The following is a 19,112-nucleotide window of genomic DNA, read 5'->3' as shown; positions in this document are numbered from 1 at the left end:
TCCGCGTGTCGACCGAGGCGAGCGGGCATATTTGCTCCGCCTGGAAGGTCACAAAGACCCGCACACCGGGCTCCCCGAGACGGGCGAGGAGCCGGCCCCGAGCCCCGACCCGGGTTCGCGGATCCCGCCGCCGGCCACTCCCGGCGTCCCGCTGGGAGACCCTGCGCGCCTGAACGGCGATGGCGGCCACGCCGCCTTCTCACCCCCGCCGGAGCGGGCCACCAAGCTCTGATCGCGCCGGCCGATCGTCCGGCGTCACGCCGGACCGCTCACCACGCGGTGCCGTGCCGTCTCGACGGCGGGGCGCAGGAAGAGCGCGAACTCCGCCGGGCGGGGCCGCACCAGCTCTAAGCGCCCGCCGTCCGAGGCGGTGAGCGCCCGGGCCAGGGTCAGCCCGAGCCCCGTACCCCCGGCGCCGCTGACGTTGCGGTCGAACACGCGCGCGCGAAGGTGCTCGGGGATCCCCTGCCCCTTGTCGGCCACCTCGATGACGATGGACTTGTCCGAGTTGCCCGTCGTGATCGTCACCGGGCCGTCACCGTGCTCCAGGGAGTTCTCCAGTAACGTCGACACCACCTGGCTCAGGCCGCCCTTGCTGACGAGCGCGCGCAGGCCGCGTCTTCCCTCAAGATGGAGCGACCGTCTTGACCTGCGGAAGGCCGGCTCCCACTCGGTGATCTGCTGGCGCAGCACCTCGTCCACGGAGATGGCCTCCGCCTGCGCGTGGCGCTGCCGCCGGGCGGCGGCGAGGAGCTCGTCGATGACGGCGGTGAGCCGCTCGGCCTGGATGATCGCCGCCTCGCCCTCCTCGCGCACGATCGCGGGCTGGGTGGCGGCGGCCACGATCTCCTCCAGCCGCATGGTCAGCCCCGTGAGGGGCGTGCGCAACTGGTGGGAGGCGTCGGTGGCGAACTCACGCTCGCGGCTCAGCAGGTCGGCGATGCGGGTGGCGCTCCGGTCGAGCACCTCGGCCACCCGATCGAGCTCGGGTATGCCGTAGCGGTGCCTGCTGGGGCGAGCGTCACCGGAGCCCAGCCGCTCCGCGATCCTGGCGAGATCCAGGAGCGGCAGGGTGAGCCGGCGTGACTGCACGACGGCGAGCGACACCGCGACCGCGAGTGCGAGCCCGGCCAGGGCCACGATGAGCAGGAGCCATCCCCGGATGTTCCGCTCGACCTGGTCTCGGTCACGCGTTATCCGGACATAGACCCCACTCTCGGAATGGGTTTCCTCGGTCATCTGCCGATCGGGGGGCGGCTCCGTACCGACGATGACCGTCGGGCTGTTGCGGATGAAGATCTGGACATACCTGTTGGGATACTGCCGCTGCAGCTCGTCGGGATCTATGGGCCGATCCTCGATGCGGGCGTATTCCACCTGGCTGAGCAGCAGCGTCGCCTGTGCCCGGAGCTGCTGGACCGCCTCGTCGTTGATGAGACGGGTCACCACCAGACCGAGCGGAACACCCAGGAGCAGGACCGCGATGGCCGCGACCACCAAGGTCGAAGACAGCAACCTACGGCGCATCTAGCTATGGGCTATTCGCGCTCGAACCGGAAGCCAACCCCACGAACCGTGGTGATGTAACGCGGCTTGGCGGCATCGTCCCCCAGCTTGCGGCGCAGCCACGAGATGTGCATGTCGAGAGTCTTGGTCGAACCCCACCAGTTGGTGTCCCACACCTCACGCATGATCTGCTCGCGGGTGACGACCTTGCCGGCGTCGCGTACCAGCACGCGCAACAGGTCGAATTCCTTGGTGGTCAGATGCAGCTCCTTGTCTCCCATCCAGGCCCGCCGCGAGTCGGCGTCGATGCGCACGCCCTGGACCACGGGGGTCTCAGAGGTGCCGCGCCGCAGCAGCGCCCGCACACGGGCCAGTAGCTCGGCGAGCCGGAACGGCTTGGTCACATAGTCGTCGGCCCCCGCGTCGAGGCCGACCACGGTGTCCACCTCGTCGACCCGCGCCGTCAGGATCAGCACGGGCGTGCCGTGCCCTTCGGCGCGAATGCGGCGGGCGACCTCCAGGCCGTCCATTTCCGGTAGGCCCAGGTCAAGCACGATGAGGTCGACGCCCCCGGACAGAGCCCTTTCCAGGGCCTGCGGGCCATCGGGGCTCACCTCCACCTGATAGCCCTCTCGGCGCAGCGCGCGCGCCAGGGGCTCGGAGATCGAGGTGTCATCCTCGGCGAGAAGTACGCAGGTCATAAAGCGATCGTAGGACCTTAGGCGATCGTTTCCCGGGTACAGCGCGCGGTTTGACTTGTCGTTGACCCACCAATTGACCTGGGCAAAGACGGAGAAAGGGGGATGAGCCCTCCCGCACTACCTGGTACCCCAAGCGCACCAGGAGTATCCGCGCCGAGCGGTGCCGACATGCCCGGACACGCCGAGGACACACCGGAAGACGCCGACGGCCCGCCGGAAGTGCCCGGCGGGCCGTGTCGTTGGCGCGTTCTCAGGCACCGCTCGCGGTGGCCTGAGCAAAAATGTCCTAAAAAATCCAGGGGCTTACGAACTTGACCCAGAATCGCCCGGAAGCTCCACGAAACGCTGGAGGTAGAGAGGCTCGCCGAGGGTGTTCAGCAACTGCAACTCGGTCTCAAGGTAGTCGATGTGGTGCTCTTCGTCGTCGAGGATGGTCTCGAAGACGCGGGCGGAGGTCGCGTCACCGCGCTCGCGCATCAGCTGGATGGCGGGGCGCAGACGCTGGACCACCTCGATCTCAAGCTGCAGGTCGGCCTCCAACTGCTCCTTCACGGTCTGCCCGATGTGCAGCGTGCCGAGCTTCTGGTAGTTCGGAAGGCCTTCGAGCATCAGGATGCGGTCGGTGAGCACCTCAGCGTGCTTCATCTCTTCGAAGGACTCGGCCCTCGTATATGCGGCGAGCTTGGTGTATCCCCAGTGCTCCTGCAGCTTGGCGTGAAGGAAGTACTGGTTGATCGCCGTGAGCTCTGATGTCAGCTGCTCGTTCAGCAGAGCGATGATGTCTTTGTCCCCCTGCATGCGCAAGGCTCCTATGCGGTCGCGACAAGTTCCTCAGATCGCTTCAGCATCGCACATATCTTCCGGACGCATGTCGCGCAGTCCCTGCCCGCCCCCGTGGAGTCACGGATCTGACGCGCGCTCTTCGCACCTGCGGCGATACAGGCGTGAACGTCATGCTCGGTCACGGCCTGACAGATGCATACGTACATGCGTGGAATGCCTCTCACGGCGGGGGAAGTAGGTAAGGCACACCTAAGATAACCCAAGTCGGTAAGGCTTGCCTACGTGAGCTGCGCAACACTGACGTTGCCTTCACCCCATCATTGAGGCGGCACTGGGTCACTGACCTCGCGCTGCCCTGTCCAGGCCGGCAGGCGATGTCAGTGACCTGTGGCCGATCAGTGACCCCGGGCTATCCACTTCTCCAGGTCGGGGGCCTCGGAGCCGATGCTCGTCGAGTCGCCGTGCCCGGTGTGGACGACGGTCTCCGGCGGAAGGGTCAGCAGCCGGTCCCTGACGGAGTCGATGATCGTCTCGAACGACGAGTATGACCGTCCGGTGGCCCCCGGCCCGCCCGAGAAGAGCGTGTCGCCCGTGAAGACGGCCCCGAGGTCGGGAACGTACAGGCTGACGGCCCCCGGAGCGTGGCCGGGCGTGTGGAGCACGCGCAGGGCGGTGCCCGCCACCTCGATCACGTCACCGTCCTGGAGCGGCTCGAACGGCCGCTCCGTGCCGTACACCATCTCCCACAGGACCGCGTCGGCCGGATGCAGCAGGATCGGGGCGCCCGTGGCGTCGGCCAGTGCCCCGGCGGCGTTGATGTGGTCGTTGTGCGCGTGGGTGCAGATGATCGCCTTCAGCCGGCGCCCGCCCACCGCCTCCTGGATGGCGTGCGCGTCGTGCGCGGCGTCGATGACGACCACCTCGTGGTCGTCGCCCACGAACCAGACGTTGTTGTCGACGTCCCAGGTGCCGCCGTCCAGCGTGAAGGTGCCCGAGGTGACGAGCTTCCCGATCGTCACAGGACCACCACCGAGCGCAGGACCTCGCCGCGGTGCATCTTGGCGAAGGCCTCCTCGACCTGGTCCAGCTCGATCGTCTCTGAGACGAACCCGTCGAGGTTGAGCCTGCCCTGCAGGTAGAGGTCGATGAGCATGGGGAAGTCGCGGCTCGGGAGGCAGTCGCCGTACCAGGAGGACTTCAGCGAGCCGCCCCTGCCGAAGACGTCCAGCAGCGGCAGGTCGAGGGTCATGTCGGGGGTCGGCACGCCCACGAGCACGACGGTCCCCGCGAGGTCGCGGGCGTAGAAGGCCTGCTTGTACGTCTCGGGGCGGCCGACCGCCTCGATCACGACGTCGGCGCCGTGCCCGCCGGTGAGGTCGCGGATCGCCTCCACCGGGTCGGCGGTCCTGGAGTTGACGGTGTGGGTCGCGCCGAACTGGCCCGCGAGGGCGAGCTTGCGGTCGTCCACGTCCACCGCGATGATCTTCGAGGCGCCCGCGATCGACGATCCGAGGATGGCCGCGTTCCCGACGCCACCGCACCCGATGACCGCCACCGAGTCGCCTCGGGACACCCCGCCGGTGTTGATCGCGGCGCCGAGGCCGGCCATCACGCCGCAGCCGAGCAGGCCGGCCACGGCGGGCCGGGCGTCGGGGTCGACCTTCGTGCACTGCCCCGCGGCCACCAGCGTCTTCTCGGCGAACGCGCCGATGCCGAGGGCGGGGCTGAGCCGCGTGCCGTCGGCGAGGGTCATCTTCTGGGCGGCGTTGTGGGTGGCGAAGCAGTACCACGGACGGCCGCGCAGGCACGCCCGGCAGTTGCCGCAGACGGCACGCCAGTTGAGGATCACGTAGTCACCGGGGGCGACGCTCGTGACGCCCGCCCCCACGGCCTCGACGACACCGGCGGCCTCGTGGCCGAGCAGGAAGGGGAACTCGTCGTTGATCCCGCCCTCGCGGTAGTGCAGGTCCGTGTGGCACACCCCGCAGGCCTGCACGTTCACGACCGCCTCGCCGGGCCCCGGGTCGGGGACGATGACGGTCCGCACCGACACGGCCTCGCCCTTGCCCCCCGCGATCACACCCTGGACTTCGTACGGCATGGTGGGTCCCTCCCTTTATCGACATGCGTCAGCGTGTACAGACACATCAATGGCGTTTCAGAATGTTGACGACCGGTGTGGCGCGTCAAGACCGGCGTAGTACGTAGGGCTGGATCACCCCGAGGCCGCGGGCCGGTCTCCGGCGGATCCGCTGGGCGGCGAGCCCCGGCCTGCCCTCGACCGCCTCGGCCACGCCCTGATCGACGAGCACCGTGCATGGGCGGGCGATCGCGGTCAGCCGCGCGGCGAGGTTCACCGTCGTCCCGAAGACGTCGCCCATGATCGGGAGCACGGGGCCGTACGACAGGCCGACGCGCACCTCCCTGCCCTCGGCGCGGATCACGTCGACCAGCTCCAGCGCGACGCGCGACGCCGTCTCCGCCGTGGAGGCGGTGAACAGGACCTCGTCCCCGAGGGTCTTGACCACCCGCGCGCCGTGCGCGGCGACGACGTCGGAGATCCTGGACTCGAAGTTCTCCACCAGTTCGGCCAGGCCCTGCTCGTCCAGCTCGCGGGAGACCTGGGTGAAGGAGACCAGGTCGGCGAACCCGACGGCGAGGGTCAGGCGGCCCGGCACGGTCTCGGCGTTCATGTCGGTGGTCGTGAGCAGGCGGGTGCCGGCCGCGGCGAGCTGGGCCCGCCAGACATGGACGAGCAGCCGCTCGAACTCGGGCAGGATCTTGCGGGAGAGTTCGAGGACGGCAGCCAGTTCCTTCTCGGTCGGCGCCTCCCCCGGATCGAGCGTCGCCCCGACCAAGATCTCGGCCTGCCACTGGGCGAGCCTGGCCGTGGTCTGGCCGAGCGCCCTGGCCATCCGTACGACGGTGGTCTCGTCGATCAGGTCACTGCCGAGCATGCCGGCGACCCGGCGCAGCGCCTCCACGTCGGCGTCGGTGAAGGCGGGCGTCTCGTCGGCGGGCGTGGCGAACCCGAGCGCGCGCCAGATGCGCTGGGCGAGCTCCGAGGGGACCCCGGCCCGCCTCGCCACCTCCCCGCGCGTGTGACGAGGCGCGGAACCCACGAACAGCCGCTCGATCTGCTCGGCCGTCGGACGTCCCGCGGTCTCCGTCTCACGCACCTTCAGGAGGTTACGCCACGTTCGGGGCATTTCTCACCGGCCGTCGATGTCTCCGTCGGAGGCATCCTCCACCAGCCGGAACAACTCCGACCGAACGGCCTGGATCTTGGGGATGTCCCTGAGGTTGATCTCGCCCTTGTCGGAGGCGGACTCGACCACGAGGGTCCCGCAGCCGAGCATCCGCTCCACGAACGTCTGGTCGGAGCTCACACTGTTGACCTTGGTCAACGGGATGTCGTCGTCGGACTTGCTCAGGATGCCGGTGCTGATGTTGAACCGGTGGGTGGTGAGCGTGTACGACGTGGTCTTCCACCGCAGGTACGGGATGAACGACCAGAGCGCCAGCGCGACCACGGACACGACGGCGACCGCGATCCACGCGTACCGGGCGTACTCGTAGTCCACGGGAATGAAGTAGAACGCCGCGCTCGAAGCGACGATGACCAGGAGCAGCGCGAAGAAGGGAAGGATCAGGCGCTTCCAGTGGGGGTGGAACGAGTGGACGACCCGCTCCCCCGCCGTCAGATGATGTTCAGGGAGACCCATGGGGCAAATCGTGGCACGTCGATCTCCCCCACGTCTGCCCTATCTTTCCGTGCCGGACCGAAGCTCCGCCAACCAGGACATTCCCTTGGGCTCGCCTTGACGCTCGCGCACCCGGCCGGGCCGCCGTCCCGCACCCCTCGGAGGCCCACCCGGCGGCGGCCTCAGGGGGTCTGCTCGGCGGCGGGCCTCACGTGGACCACGTCGCCCACGCTGAGCGCGTGCTCGACGCCGTCGGCTCGGACGATCAGGTGCCCGGAGCCGTCGACGCCGGTGGCGACGCCCGTCAGCAGGCGCTCCCCGGGAAGCTCCACCCGCACCTCCTGGCCGACCGTGGCGCTCATCGCGATGTAGGCGGCTCGCAGGCCGCACGCGTCGGCGTCGCCGTCGGCCGCCAGCCAGTCGCGGTAGTGGGACTCGATCTCCCGCAGCACGGCCCTGATCAGCGGGTCGCGGTCGGTGCACTCGGCGTCCTCGATGGCCAGCGAGGTGGCGGTGGTGACCGGCAGTTCCTCGGCGCGCACCGACACGTTGAGCCCCATGCCGACGATGACCGCGCCCTCCACCCGCTCGGCCAGCACTCCCGCGATCTTGCGCTCGCCGACGAGCAGGTCGTTCGGCCACTTCAGCCGTACGTCCAGGCCGGCGACGCGGTGGACGGCGGACGCGGCGGCCAGCCCCACCAGCAGCGTGATCCAGCCCTGTCTGGCAGGGGAGAGCGCCGGGCGCAGCAGCAGGGAGAAGGTCAGCCCAGAGCGCGCGGGCGCGGTCCACGCGCGGCCGAGCCGGCCGCGCCCCGCGAGCTGGAGCTCCGCGATCAGCACGGCGCCCTCGCGCGCGCCGTCGCGCGCGGCCTGGGCCAGGTCGGCGTTGGTGGACCCGGTGCGGTCGACGACGGTCAGCTGGGACCAGAGGCCGCCCGGCCGGACGACGGCCCGGGACAGCGCCGCCTGCGAGAGCGGCGGCCGGTCGAGATCGGTGTACGGCGAGTCAAGCACTTCTCCATCCTCCTCCTTCGCAGGGAGTGGCGGGGCCTGCTTACCGCCATGACCAGCGAACACTACGTACGGCCACCATAATTTTGACCGTGGGTGACCAACAGGCCCGGCCGGTGGCCCCGGATGTCGGCGTGGTCCTCGGTTAGTCAAAACAGGGTGAGAGGTGATGCTATGAGTGGGCCCCGGGAATGACCGGCAGGCAGGCGGAAGAAACAGGTGAACGTCCGGTGAGCAAGCGTCTGGACCCTCGGAACTGGGCGAGCTGGAAGCCCTTCGGCATCGGTGAGCGCAAGCCCAACAACTATCTGGAGCTGTGGAAGGCGTTCCGGTCGGTGAAGGGCAACCGTCGCTTCGCCTGGCGCATCCTCAACGAGGGCACCTGCGACGGCTGCGCCCTCGGCACCCGCGGCATGCGCGACTGGACCATGGACGAGATCCACCTGTGCAACATCCGCCTGCGGCTGCTCCAGCTGAACACCATGCCCGCGCTGGACCATTCGGCGCTGGCCGACGTGGCCCCGCTCGCCAAGCTGCGGAGCGCGGAGCTGCGCGACCTCGGCCGCCTGCCCTACCCCATGCTCCGGCGCGCGGGCGAGCCCGGTTTCACCCGCGTGGACTGGGATGAGGCGCTCGGCCTGGCCGCGTCCCACCTGCGCGGCACCAGGCTCGGGGTGTACCTCACCAGCCGGGGCGTCCCCAACGAGAACTACTTCGCGGCGCAGAAGGCCGTACGGGCGCTCGGCACGAACTCGGTCGACAACGCGGCGCGCATCTGCCACTCGCCCTCGACGGTCGCGCTCAAGCAGACCATCGGCGCCGCCGCGACCACCTGCTCCTACACCGACTGGATCGGCTCCGACCTGATCGTCTTCATCGGGTCGAACCCCTCGAACAACCAGCCCGTCGCGATGAAGTACCTGTACCACGCCAAGAAGGCGGGCACCCGCATCGCGATGGTGAACTCCTACCGCGAGCCGGGCATGGAGCGTTACTGGGTGCCGTCCAACGCCGAGTCCGCGCTGTTCGGCACGAAGATCACCGACGATTTCTTCGGGGTGAACGTCGGGGGCGACATCGGCTTCCTCAACGGCGTGCTCAAGCACCTCGTCGAGAACGACTGGCTGGACAAGGCGTTCATCGACCAGCACACCTCCGGCTTCGAGGACGTACGGGCGGCCGTGGCCGGGCAGACGTGGGAGACGCTCGAAACCCTCAGCGGTGCCACGCGGGAGCAGATGTACGAGCTGGCCAAGCTGCTCGGCGAGGCGAAGTCCGCCGTCCTGGTCTGGTCGATGGGCATCACCCAGCACTCCTATGGCGAGGACAACGTCCGCTCGATCGTGAACCTCGCCCTGGCCAGGGGCTTCGTGGGCCGGGACAACTGCGGGCTCATGCCGATCCGCGGGCACAGCGGGGTGCAGGGCGGCGCCGAGATGGGCGCCTACGCCACCGGGCTCCCCGGCGGCCTTCCGATCACCCCGGAGAACGCCGGGAGGTTCAGCGAGAAGTGGGGCTTCGAGGTCCCCTCCACGCCCGGGCTCACCGCGACCGACATGATCGACGCGGCCCACGCGGGCGAGCTGGACGTGCTGATCTCCTCCGGGGGCAACTTCCTGGAGGTGCTCCCCGATCCGGCCTACTGCCGTGACGCGCTGTCCCGGCTCTCGCTCCGGGTCCACGTCGACATCGTCCTGTCCAGTCAGATGCTGGTCGAGTCGGAGGGCGACGTCCTCCTGCTCCCGGCCCAGACGCGGTACGAGATGGAGGGCGGGGTCACCGAGACCTCGACCGAGCGCCGCGTCATCTTCTCCCCCGAGGTCCGAGGGCCCCGCGTCGGGGAGGCATGGCCGGAGTGGAAGATCTTCACCGAGCTGGCGGCCCGCGCCCGTCCGGAGCTGGCGGACAAGATCCGGTACCCCGGGGGAACGCCCCAGATCCGCAGGGACATCGAGGACGCCGTGCCGTTCTACGCCGGGATCGCCGGGCTCGCGAAGTTCGGTGACAACGTGCAGTACGGCGGGCGGCACCTGTGTCCCGGCGGACGCTTCCCGACCGCCGACGGGCTCGGCCACTTCTCGCCCGTCGAACCGCCCCGGCTCGAACGCCCGGACGGCTCCTTCATGGTCGCCACCCGGCGCGGCAAGCAGTTCAACAGCATGGTCCACGAGCGGCGTGACGGCTTCAACGGCGCCACCCGCGAGGCCGTGCTGATGAGCCCGTACGACGCCGACCGGCTCGGGCTGCCCGACGGCACCGAGGTGGAGCTGAGCGGCGCCGCGGGGACGTTCACCGGGCGCGTGACGCGGGCACCGCTGACCCCGGGCAACCTGCAGATCCACTGGCCGGAGGGCAACGTGCTGCTGGACGTCACCCGCCGCTCCCCCGACGCGCGGATCCCCGACTACAACGCCGTCGTGACGCTCAGGAAGGCCGCACCATGACGACCGCGGGACGTGTGAGGCCGGGGCCGACGGCGCGGGTGCGCGTACGCGAGGTCTCCGGGGGCACGGCACGGGACCGCCGGGACGACCTCGCCACCGAGGAACCGCTGGAGATCCGGATCACCGCGGGCGGCGCCACCCGTACCCTGGCGATCACCATGCGGACGCCGGGGGCCGACTTCGAGCTCGCCGCCGGGTTCCTCTCGGGCGAGGGCATCGCGGGACCGGAGGACATCGCCTCGATCGCGTACTGCACCGACGAGGACCTCCCGCCGGAGGCCCGCTACAACACCGTCACCGTACGGCTGCGCGGGGCGACGCTCCCCGAACTACCCACTATGCAACGACATTTCCTGACCTCAAGCGCCTGCGGCGTCTGCGGCACCGCCAGCCTCGAAGCCCTCCACGCCCGCCACACCTCCATGGAGCACAAGGCCTCCTCGGGGGAGGCCTTTTTGGAGGGGAAGGCGCCCGGGGAGGAGGCGTCCTCGCGGGTGCTTCCGCCGGTCCCCGCCAAGCTCCTCTACGAGCTGCCCGACCGGTTGAGGAAGGCCCAGGGCATCTTCGGCAAGACCGGGGGCCTGCACGCCGCGGGACTGTTCACGGCCGAGGGATCCCTCCTCGCGCTGCGGGAGGACGTCGGGCGGCACAACGCCGTGGACAAGCTCGTCGGATGGGCCCTGATGTCCGGACGGCTGCCGCTCAGCACGTCCCTCCTGCTCGTCAGCGGCAGGACCAGCTACGAGATCATGCAGAAGGCCCTGGCGGCGGGCCTTCCCATGGTCTGCGGTGTCTCCGCCCCGTCCTCCCTGGCCGTGGATCTGGCCAGGGAGTTCGGTCTGACTCTCGTCGGCTTCCTCAGAGGCGAGCGCTTCAACATCTACGCCGGCCCCGGCCGCATCACCTGAGAACCCCCATTGATGCGGCTGACCCACCGGGCCAGGGTCTGTCAGACGGCGAGCAGGACGTCCAGCTGGCCGATCGCCAGCGGCAGGCCGTCCATCAGGCCCATGGCCACCAGATGGTCCATCTGCTCCCGGGAGCCGAAGGACGCGCGCAGCTCCATCCGGGTGCCGCCGTTGTGGTCGATGAGCCGCATGTGCATCTTGGTGATCGGCAGGTCCGGGACCGGTCTCCCGTGTTCGTCGGCGAACCCGTCGGTGAACTCCAGGGACGTCGGCGCGTGGACCGCCGTGACCTTCCACCAGCCGCGGTAGATGTCACCGTCCGGGCCGGTGAGGGCGTAGGTGACCTTGCCGCCGGGGGTCAGGTCGTGCTCCTCCACCTTCGCCGGGTGGCTCGGCGGCCCCCACCAGCGCTCCAGCTTCCGCGGGTCGGCCCACAGCTGCCACACCCGCTTGGCCGGGGCGTGGAAGTCGGAGACCAGAGTAAGGCTCAGGTTTTCGAAGTCCTCGGCGAGGTTGATGACGCTCATCTGTCGTGTCCTCTCGTCAGGTTGCTCTCTTCTGGGCCGGAGACCTGCGCGAGCAGGCCGGACATCTGGTGAACTCGCCCGTGCATACGGCTTCGAGCTGGTCGAGGACCAGCCGCGCCGGCCGTAGGACATCGGAATCGGTGCGTACGAACTGCTCCCTTCTGCCGCGCTCCTCGATGGCTCAGCCGGAACGTTCCAGAACCGCGACGTGGTCGAACCATCGTCGGACGATTCCCTTGCAACCGTGTGGTTGTAAGTTAACCCGGCACCCACCCACTGTAAAGGGATGAGAACTCTCCGATATGTTTCCCGGGATTCCCGCTCGCCGGGTGCCGTTCAGCCGGTGTTCTGGAGGCCGGCGGCGACGCCGTTGACGCTGAGCAGCAGGAGGGTTTCGAGGCGTTCGCGCTCGTCCTCCGAGAGGTTGTCCTCGGCGCGCAGGGCCGAGAGGGCGCGGAGCTGGAGGTGGGAGAGCTCACCGACCGCTTCCTTCGGCTAACCCTCTGAGCAGGGGAATCTCCGAATCGGCGTTGAGCAGGCCAGCGGATTGTTCTATTATCGAACACGTGAATGTGGATGACGGCGCCTGGATGGGAGAGCGTGTCGCGGATGCCCGCCGTCGAGCCGGGCTGACCCAGGCGGAGCTCGCGACGGCGACCTCTCTTGACAGGTCGGCCCTGGCAAAGATAGAGCATGGCTCGCGACGCATCTCCGCGTTGGAACTCGCACGCATCGCCGACACTCTCGGCGAAAGGATCGAGTGGTTCGTCAGGCGGGTGCCGGCCGCGATCGTCTCCCACCGTAACCTCCAAGAACCTGGAGCGGTCAGCCCGAAGATCGACCGACTGGTGGAGCAGGTGGCCCGGCATGTCGAGTTCGCCACCGAACATGACGTGAAGCTGACTCTCAGCACCGTCAACATGGCACGGCCGGGCTCCGCTGAAGATGCGGAACAGTCGGCTGTGGAAGCCCGCAAGCTGCTCGGGCTGGATGCGGTCGAGCCTTTTTTGCAGGCGTCCGGCCGTGCGGCCGAAATCGGTCTCCTCGCCTTCAGCTTCGATTTGGGCGCGGACGCGGCTGATGCCGCCTCGATCCTGCTGGCTGAGGGAGGAGTGGCCGTTATCAATGGGAGCCTCCGCGTCGGCCGCCGCCGCCTGGCATTCGCACACGAGCTGGGCCACTACCTGTTCGCGGATGAGTACACCGTCGACTGGCGAATCGCCGAGCAGGACAGCGATGACGCCTGGGAGTCACGCCTGGACCGCTTTGCCCGCGCTCTCCTACTGCCTCCCAAAGGTCTTGAAGAGTTGTGGACCAAGGTCCGCACGCAATCCGACCTGCGCACCGCCGCAGTCAAGACCGCCAGCGCTTTCCAGGTGGACATGTCAACGTTGGCGCGTCGGCTGGTAGAACTCGGACTCGCCAGCCTGTCCGACGCTCGCCAGATTCGCGTGGTCCGCACGACGAAGGCTGACATCGTGGATTTCAACCTGGTGGTCTCAGACGAGATGGCTCCTACGCATCTGAGTAGACGGTATGTCGAATCCATATTGCGGCTCTATCGCAACGCCACGGTTTCCGCCGCCCGGGCCACCGATCTTCTCATGGAAACATGGGTCGAGGATGACCTGCCGCCGCTTCCCAAGCTTCCGGAAAGCGCCATATGGACGTTCGTCTCCTGACGTCTATGGACAACGAGATACTCGTGTTCGACACAGGTCCACTAAGCCACTTCGCGATCAACAACTGGCTCGGCCCGCTGAAAGCCGTCGTCGGCGAGCGGCGGGCGATGATACCGGATGTCGTCGTAGAGGAGTTACGGGCAGGAGCGAGCGTGGATAACCGCATCGCAGCCGCGTTGAACGCATCGTGGATCGAGCACCGGGAGATGCGCAGTCCTCAGGAGATAGCAGCCTTTGCCCAGTACTCAGAGTTGCTGGTACGAAGAGATCGTAACCGTGGGGAGGCCGGAGTCCTGGCTCTGGCCTCGACCATCGGGGGTGTAGCTGTCATCGACGACCGCGCTGGGCGCAAGGCGGCGGAGACTCACAAGATCTCTTGCCGCCCCACTCTGGCTCTCCTGTGCGATGCGATCAGGCAGGGGCTGCTCACCGCAATGCTGGTGGGTGAGCTGGCCGACGACCTTCTCTCCAGCGAGTATCACCTTCCCTTTGGCCCAGGCGGATTCGTCGCCTGGGCCAAAGACCACGGCCTCGTGCCTTGATTCCCGCTTAACGGTTCGACCTCTGGTCCGCTGGGAGCGATCGGTCAGCCGGTGTTCTGGAGGCCGGCGGCGACGCCGTTGACGCTGAGCAGCAGGAGGGTTTCGAGGCGTTCGCGCTCGTCCTCCAAGAGGTTGTCCTCGGCGCGCAGGGCCGAGAGGGCGCGGAGCTGGAGGTGGGAGAGCGCGTCGACGTAGGGGTCGCGGAGCTGGACGGCCAGGGACAGGACGCGCCTGCTCTCCAGCAGCCGCGAGTGCCCAGTGATCGCCAGGACGAGCTTGCGGGTCAGGTCGTACTCGGCGAGCACCTGGTCGGAGAAGTCCTGCCTTCCACCGAGCGCGAGATAGCGGGCCGCGATCTGGCGGTCGGTCTTGGCGAGGGACATCTCGGCGTTGTCGAGGAGCGAGGCGAACAGCGGCCACTCGTGGTACGCCCGCCGCAGCTCCTCGAGCCCCGGCCCTGGCTCCTGTCCGCCGGCGCCCGGTTCTTCTGGGCGGGTGGCGGCCGGTTCGGGGCGGGTGGCGGCGAGCAGGCCGCTGCCGAGGCCGTACCAGCCGGGGAGGTTGACGCGGGTCTGGGCCCAGGCGAACACCCACGGGATCGCCCGCAGGTCGTCCAGGGACCTCGGCGCCCCGAGGCCGCGCCGCGCGGGACGCGAGCCGAGGCGCAGCGAGCCGATCTCCTCCAGAGGGCTGACCAGGCCGAACCACTCGGGGAACCCGGACGCCTCGGTCAGCGAGCGGTAGGCGTGCTCGGAGGCGGAGGCGACCTGCTCGGCCAGCAGCCGGAAACGTGCGGCGGCCTCGGCCGTACGGGCCTCGACCGAATGGGTGGAGGCGAGCAGCACGGCGTTGGTCACCTGCTCGATGTGCCGCAGGGCGATCGCCGGGTGGCCGTACCTGGCGAAGATGACCTCGCCCTGCTCGGTGACCTTGAACCGGCCGGCGACCGATCCGGGGGCCTGGGCCAGTACGGCCCGGTTGGCGGGGCCGCCGCCCCGGCCGAGGGCGCCGCCCCGGCCGTGGAAGAGGGTCAGCCGGACGTCGTTGGTGAGGGCCCAGGCGGCCAGCTCGGCCTGCGCGTCGTAGAGCTTCAGCGTCGCGGCGGCCGGGCCGAGCTCCTTGGCCGAGTCGGAGTAGCCGAGCATGACCTCAAGGCGGCGACCGTTCACGGCCAGGCGGTTCTGGACGGCCGGAAGGCCGAGCATCCCGGTGAGCACGTCCGCTGAGTTGGCGAGGTCCTCCCCGGACTCGAAGAGCGGCACGACGTCGAGGACGGGGGTGCGGCCGCCCAGGGCGTGCTCGGCGAGCTCGTAGACGGCGGCGATGTCGCCGGCCGACCGGGTGAAGGACACCACGTACCGCGAGCAGGCGGCGACGCCGAACCGCTCCTGGATCCAGGCGATCATCCGGATCGTCGCCAGGACCTCCTCGGTGCGCTCGGAGGTCGTGCCGGACCTGATCTCCTCAAGCGCCTGGGCGTGCACCTGCGAGTGCTGGCGGACCTCCAGCTCTGCCAGGTGGAACCCGAAGGTCTCGACCTGCCAGATGAGGTGCTGAATCTCCCCGTACGCCTGGCGGGTCGCCCCCGTGGACACCAGGGACGCCTGGCACGTGCGCAGGTCGCGGAGCAGCTCCTCGGGCGAGCGGTAGGCAAGGTCGAGGTCGCGGCGGCGGGTGGCGGCGATCCTGGCGGCCACGAACAGCAGCCACTGCCGGTGCGGTTCGCGCGGCGAGCGCATGCCCAGCTCGGAGACCAGCTCCGGATGGTCGTCGGCCGCCGCGGCCAGGGCGGCGAGCAGCCCCTTGCTGGGCGCGCCGTACAGGGCGGAGACGGTGAGCGTGCGGCCGATGCGGGTGGCGGCGTTCTCCAGCGCGGTCAGCACGTGCTCGGCCTGGATGAGCACCGCCTCGCGGGTGACCCGGGCGGTCACGTTGGGGTTGCCATCGCGGTCGCCGCCGATCCAGCTCCCGTAGCGGATGAAGGCCTTGGCCTGCGGCTCGCGCGTGCCTGAGCCCTCGGCGAGCGCGGCGTCCAGGGACCTGTAGATGCGCGGGACCGTACGGAACAGGGTCTCGTCGAACGCCGACATGGCCGTGCGGACCTCGTCGAGCGGGTCGAGCTTGGTGTGCCGGAGCTGGGCGGTGCGCCACAGCATGTCGATCTCTTCGAGCAGGCGGCGGTGCGCCTCCTGACGCTCGTGCGCTCCCCTGTCGGGCGCGTTGTACTCCGCGAGCTGCGCGCTGACCCGCTGGATGGCCGTGACGACCGCGCGGCGGCGCGCCTCGGTGGGGTGCGCGGTCAGCACCGGGCGGAACTCCAGCTCGGAGATCAGCTTCGTGAGCTCATCGGAACGGAGGTCGTGCTTCAGCTCGCCGACCGCCTGCGCCAGGGACTCGGGAAGCGTCGCCTCGCCGGTGTCCCTGGACCTCAGGGTGCGGATCCTGAAGTGCTCCTCGGCGAGGTTGACCAGGTGGAAGTAGCACGTGAAGGCCCGGGCGATCTGCACGCTCCGGTCGATCGACCACTCGGCGACCATCGCGGCCACCTCGTCCACGGAGATCTCGCGCCTTCGCGCCGCGATCACCGCCTTGCGCAGCCGCTCGACGTCGGCCAGCAGGTCGGGCCCGCCGTCCTCGGCGATGACGCGGCCAAGCAGCTCGCCCAGCATGCGCACATCGGCACGCAACTCGTCGGGCATCTCGGAAACGGCACTGTGGCGTTCAACAGGAGATCGGTCTGCCTGCTGCGAAGCGATGGCGGCCATACCAGGAAGGGTATCCAGTCGGCCGTGCCACCTGGATACCGGTCTCACCTATTGGACTAGACCAGTGTGCGCCCGCAGGCGGGGGGCGTCAGGCGGGCCGGGAGACGGCGGCGAGAAGGTCCGGGAGGCGGGCGTATCCGATGGTCGCGGCCAGGCGCCGTCCCGCGAGGGCGACCACCAGCCCGTACGGCACGGCCGGCACGGCGACCCAGGTCGCCCCGAGGAAGACCGGCAGCACGATGGGAAACGCCAGCATGCTGGTGCCGAGCATCGCCCCGAACGACCCGGCGAACGCCACCCCGCCCTGGCCGGGAGCCGCGCTGGTGAAGGCGTTGATCCGGTCGGGATAGGTGTAGGGCAGGATCACGCTGGTCACGGCGCCGACGCCGAGGGCGACCAGCAGAAGCCCGCTGGAGGTGAGCACGGCGGGCAGTGCCCAGGGCAGGTGCCCGGCGACCAGCGCTCCGGCGACCGAGAGCACCGCGAGCAGCGGGACCGCCACCAGGGAGACGGCGAGATGCCGTCCGGCGAAGTCGGTGCGCAGGTCTCGGTTGGAGGAGTAGACGATGGCGTTCATCCACAGGGCGCGCCCGTCGATGCCGAACGCGTTCGCCGCCTGGAGCCCGATCATCAGCGCCCCGACGCACGCGGGGGCGACGGCCAGCGCCGATCCTTCCATGCCATTGGGACCGCTGCTCAGGGAGAACATCAGCACTCCAGAGAAGCCGATGGCCGCCATCCACCCCATGCGGCCCCGCGGCTCCCGTCGGACGTACTTCAGCTCCTTGGCCACGACGGCGCCGAGCGCGCCCCCGGGCAGGAGACCGTCGAAGCGGCTGCGGCGTACCGAGCCGATCTGCGTGGAGGAGTCGGAGGTCACCATGGCCTTGCGCAGCGCCGCGATCCACAGCCAGGCGGCCCCGAGCACCACCAGGGCGACGATCACGACCTCGGCCAGTCCGAGGAGCCCGCCGTCGGCGATGGCGTGCGCGGCCATGCCCGGCGGCCCCCACCGCACCAGCGAGGCGAGGCGCGCGAGGAACTCCTCGGGATCGCCGCCGAGGCCCCGGTTCAGAAGCAGGTTGGGGAGCTGGGTCAGCAGGATCACGAAGACGACGCCCACGGCCAGCAGGTCGCGGCCCCGGCGGGTGCGCAGCACGCGCGAGAGCGCCGTGGTGACGGCCCTCGACACGACGATGCACAGGGCGACCTGCAGCACGATGGCCACCAGGCCGATCAGCACCCCGGTGAGGCTCCGCGACAGCCCGACGACGGCGCCGGCGAGGAAGCACAGCGAGGCCAGCGGCCACGGGCCGGTGGCCGAGGCGGCGAACATGCCGGCGGCCATCTGGCGGGCCGTGAGCGGGAACAGGGTCAGCCGCGCGGGGTCGAGCGTCTCGTCCACGCCGAACACGAGCAGCGGGCCGATCACCCAGATCAGCGTGAGCAAGGTGAACATCACCACGCCCGCGTTCACCGCCACGTCCGGGGGTGCCAATCGCAACAGGCTCATCAGAAGGAGCCCCCCGCAGGCCACCAGGACCGCCGCGATCATCGTGAAGACGAAGCCGACCTGGCGCATGGTGTCGCCGCGAAGGTTCCCGGCGATCAGGCGGAGCTTCAGGCGGACGAAAAGCCAGGCCATGACGGCCCCTCTCGGCTCGGGCACTCCTTGTTCATACCGGTCCCGCCGGGGTCACATGGGGGAGGATCCGAGCCACGACAGGCCCTCCTCGCCGGTGCCGCGGACGCCGACCAGGTCGAGCAGGGCCTCGTTGAGCGTGTGGCCGCCGCGGACCTCGCTCAGGGTGCCCTGGGCCACGATCCGGCCGTGGTTCATCACCGACACCCAGTCGCAGAGGCGCTCGACGAGCTCCATCACGTGGCTGGAGAGCACGACGGTCGAGCCGGAGGAGGTGTAGCGCTGGAGGACCTCGGCGAGCGTGTTGGCGCTGACCGGATCGACGCCCTCGAAGGGCTCGTCGAGAAAGAGGACCTTGGGGTTGTGCAGCAGTGCGGCGGCCAGGCCGATCTTCTTGCGCATGCCGGTGGAGTAGTCGACGACCAGCTTGTCGGCCGAGGCCGCGAGGTCCATGACGTTCAGCAGTTCCTCGGCGCGGCGGGCGACCTCTTCCTTGGGGATGCCCCTGATCTGGCCGTTGTACGAGAGCAGCTCGCGCCCCGACAGCCGTTCGAACAGCCGCAGTCCCTCGGGCAGCACGCCGACCTGGGCCTTGACCGCCACCGGGTGACGCCACACGTCGACCCCGCCGACCTCCACCGAGCCCGCGTCGGGCATGAGCAGACCGGTGATCATGCTGAGCGTGGTCGTCTTCCCTGCGCCGTTCGGGCCGACGAGGCCGGCGAAGCTGCCGCGCGGCACCACGAGGTCGACCCCGGCGACCGCCACCTGAGGGCCGAACCGCTTGTAGAGCCCCCGCGTGCGGACCGCTTCCGGGGGGCCGGTGGAGCCCGCCGAGACCGCCGAGCCGGGCCCACTGGCGAAATCGGTCATGCCGTCACTCTAATCGGGAGCC

The 19,112-nt window shown here is 69.5% G+C and carries 18 protein-coding genes and 1 pseudogene; 5 read left to right on the top strand and 14 right to left on the bottom strand.

Going from position 1 to position 19,112, the window contains the following annotated elements:
• On the top strand, positions 1-232 hold a 232-nt coding region (locus AB0B89_RS14165; protein WP_358552197.1), incomplete at its 5' end, for a hypothetical protein.
• 23 nt (positions 233-255) lie between these two features.
• Here the strand turns inward: AB0B89_RS14165 and AB0B89_RS14160 are convergent.
• The 9 genes from AB0B89_RS14160 to AB0B89_RS14120 form a co-directional block, all read right to left on the bottom strand.
• On the bottom strand, positions 256-1,527 hold the full coding sequence (locus AB0B89_RS14160) for an ATP-binding protein (RefSeq protein WP_358552195.1): 1,272 nt from the start codon (positions 1,525-1,527) through the stop codon (positions 256-258).
• Positions 1,528-1,538: 11 nt separating this feature from the next.
• Positions 1,539-2,207, bottom strand: a complete 669-nt coding sequence (locus AB0B89_RS14155; protein WP_030451323.1) for a response regulator transcription factor — start codon at positions 2,205-2,207, stop codon at positions 1,539-1,541.
• A gap of 303 nt (positions 2,208-2,510) precedes the next feature.
• Positions 2,511-3,005 (bottom strand): bacterioferritin, encoded by a 495-nt coding sequence (gene bfr, locus AB0B89_RS14150; RefSeq protein ID WP_358552193.1) that lies wholly within the window; start codon positions 3,003-3,005, stop codon positions 2,511-2,513.
• Positions 3,006-3,016: 11 nt separating this feature from the next.
• Positions 3,017-3,196, bottom strand: coding sequence for a (2Fe-2S)-binding protein (locus AB0B89_RS14145; protein WP_358552191.1), 180 nt, complete (start codon positions 3,194-3,196; stop codon positions 3,017-3,019).
• Between the two features lie 189 nt (positions 3,197-3,385).
• The gene (locus AB0B89_RS14140) at positions 3,386-4,009 is read right to left on the bottom strand and encodes an MBL fold metallo-hydrolase (RefSeq protein ID WP_358552189.1); all 624 of its coding nucleotides are present in this window, start codon (positions 4,007-4,009) and stop codon (positions 3,386-3,388) included.
• Entirely contained in the window at positions 4,006-5,091 is a 1,086-nt protein-coding gene (locus AB0B89_RS14135) for an S-(hydroxymethyl)mycothiol dehydrogenase (protein ID WP_358552187.1), read from the bottom strand. The genes AB0B89_RS14140 and AB0B89_RS14135 overlap by 4 nt, the downstream gene beginning before the upstream one ends.
• A gap of 85 nt (positions 5,092-5,176) precedes the next feature.
• The gene (locus tag AB0B89_RS14130) at positions 5,177-6,169 is read right to left on the bottom strand and encodes an adenylate/guanylate cyclase domain-containing protein (protein ID WP_358552185.1); all 993 of its coding nucleotides are present in this window, start codon (positions 6,167-6,169) and stop codon (positions 5,177-5,179) included.
• Between the two features lie 33 nt (positions 6,170-6,202).
• Positions 6,203-6,715: a PH domain-containing protein gene (locus AB0B89_RS14125; protein WP_358552183.1), complete on the bottom strand. Its 513-nt coding sequence runs from the start codon at positions 6,713-6,715 to the stop codon at positions 6,203-6,205.
• Positions 6,716-6,876: 161 nt separating this feature from the next.
• Positions 6,877-7,710 carry a biotin--[acetyl-CoA-carboxylase] ligase gene (locus AB0B89_RS14120; RefSeq protein WP_358552181.1) on the bottom strand — a complete coding sequence of 278 codons (834 nt, stop codon included), beginning with the start codon at positions 7,708-7,710 and terminating at the stop codon, positions 6,877-6,879.
• A gap of 227 nt (positions 7,711-7,937) precedes the next feature.
• Here AB0B89_RS14120 and AB0B89_RS14115 point away from each other — a divergent pair, with 227 nt between their 5' ends.
• Together AB0B89_RS14115 and fdhD are read left to right on the top strand one after the other, a co-directional pair.
• The gene (locus tag AB0B89_RS14115) at positions 7,938-10,151 is read left to right on the top strand and encodes an FdhF/YdeP family oxidoreductase (RefSeq protein ID WP_358552179.1); all 2,214 of its coding nucleotides are present in this window, start codon (positions 7,938-7,940) and stop codon (positions 10,149-10,151) included.
• Positions 10,148-11,059, top strand: a complete 912-nt coding sequence (fdhD, locus tag AB0B89_RS14110) for a formate dehydrogenase accessory sulfurtransferase FdhD (protein WP_358552177.1) — start codon at positions 10,148-10,150, stop codon at positions 11,057-11,059. Before AB0B89_RS14115 ends, fdhD begins: the two co-directional genes overlap by 4 nt.
• A gap of 41 nt (positions 11,060-11,100) precedes the next feature.
• Here fdhD and AB0B89_RS14105 read toward each other — a convergent pair whose 3' ends face one another.
• Together AB0B89_RS14105 and AB0B89_RS14100 are read right to left on the bottom strand one after the other, a co-directional pair.
• On the bottom strand, positions 11,101-11,586 hold the full coding sequence (locus AB0B89_RS14105; RefSeq protein WP_358552175.1) for an SRPBCC domain-containing protein: 486 nt from the start codon (positions 11,584-11,586) through the stop codon (positions 11,101-11,103).
• A 336-nt stretch (positions 11,587-11,922) separates the two neighbouring features.
• Positions 11,923-12,060 (bottom strand): annotated as a pseudogene (locus AB0B89_RS14100) (phosphoenolpyruvate carboxylase); the annotation flags it as partial.
• Between the two features lie 92 nt (positions 12,061-12,152).
• Here AB0B89_RS14100 and AB0B89_RS14095 point away from each other — a divergent pair.
• Both AB0B89_RS14095 and AB0B89_RS14090 read left to right on the top strand, forming a co-directional pair.
• The gene (locus AB0B89_RS14095; RefSeq protein ID WP_358552173.1) at positions 12,153-13,268 is read left to right on the top strand and encodes an XRE family transcriptional regulator; all 1,116 of its coding nucleotides are present in this window, start codon (positions 12,153-12,155) and stop codon (positions 13,266-13,268) included.
• Positions 13,269-13,273: 5 nt separating this feature from the next.
• Positions 13,274-13,810 carry a hypothetical protein gene (locus AB0B89_RS14090; RefSeq protein ID WP_358552171.1) on the top strand — a complete coding sequence of 179 codons (537 nt, stop codon included), beginning with the start codon at positions 13,274-13,276 and terminating at the stop codon, positions 13,808-13,810.
• 44 nt (positions 13,811-13,854) lie between these two features.
• On the opposite strand, the gene AB0B89_RS14085 is transcribed toward AB0B89_RS14090, so the two are convergent.
• The 3 genes from AB0B89_RS14085 to AB0B89_RS14075 form a co-directional block, all read right to left on the bottom strand.
• On the bottom strand, positions 13,855-16,509 hold the full coding sequence (locus AB0B89_RS14085; RefSeq protein ID WP_358552169.1) for a phosphoenolpyruvate carboxylase: 2,655 nt from the start codon (positions 16,507-16,509) through the stop codon (positions 13,855-13,857).
• Between the two features lie 154 nt (positions 16,510-16,663).
• Positions 16,664-18,220, bottom strand: coding sequence for a hypothetical protein (locus AB0B89_RS14080; protein ID WP_358552167.1), 1,557 nt, complete (start codon positions 18,218-18,220; stop codon positions 16,664-16,666).
• Positions 18,221-18,271: 51 nt separating this feature from the next.
• A complete protein-coding gene (locus AB0B89_RS14075; protein ID WP_358552165.1) occupies positions 18,272-19,090 on the bottom strand; it encodes an ABC transporter ATP-binding protein in 819 nt (272 codons plus the stop codon).
• Positions 19,091-19,112: the final 22 nt, after the last annotated feature.

The organism is Sphaerisporangium sp. NPDC049002 (assembly GCF_040649355.1).
GTDB lineage: Bacteria > Actinomycetota > Actinomycetes > Streptosporangiales > Streptosporangiaceae > Sphaerisporangium.
The sequence above is the reverse complement of the archived record's forward strand: the minus strand, read 5'-3'. Positions and strand labels throughout refer to the sequence as shown.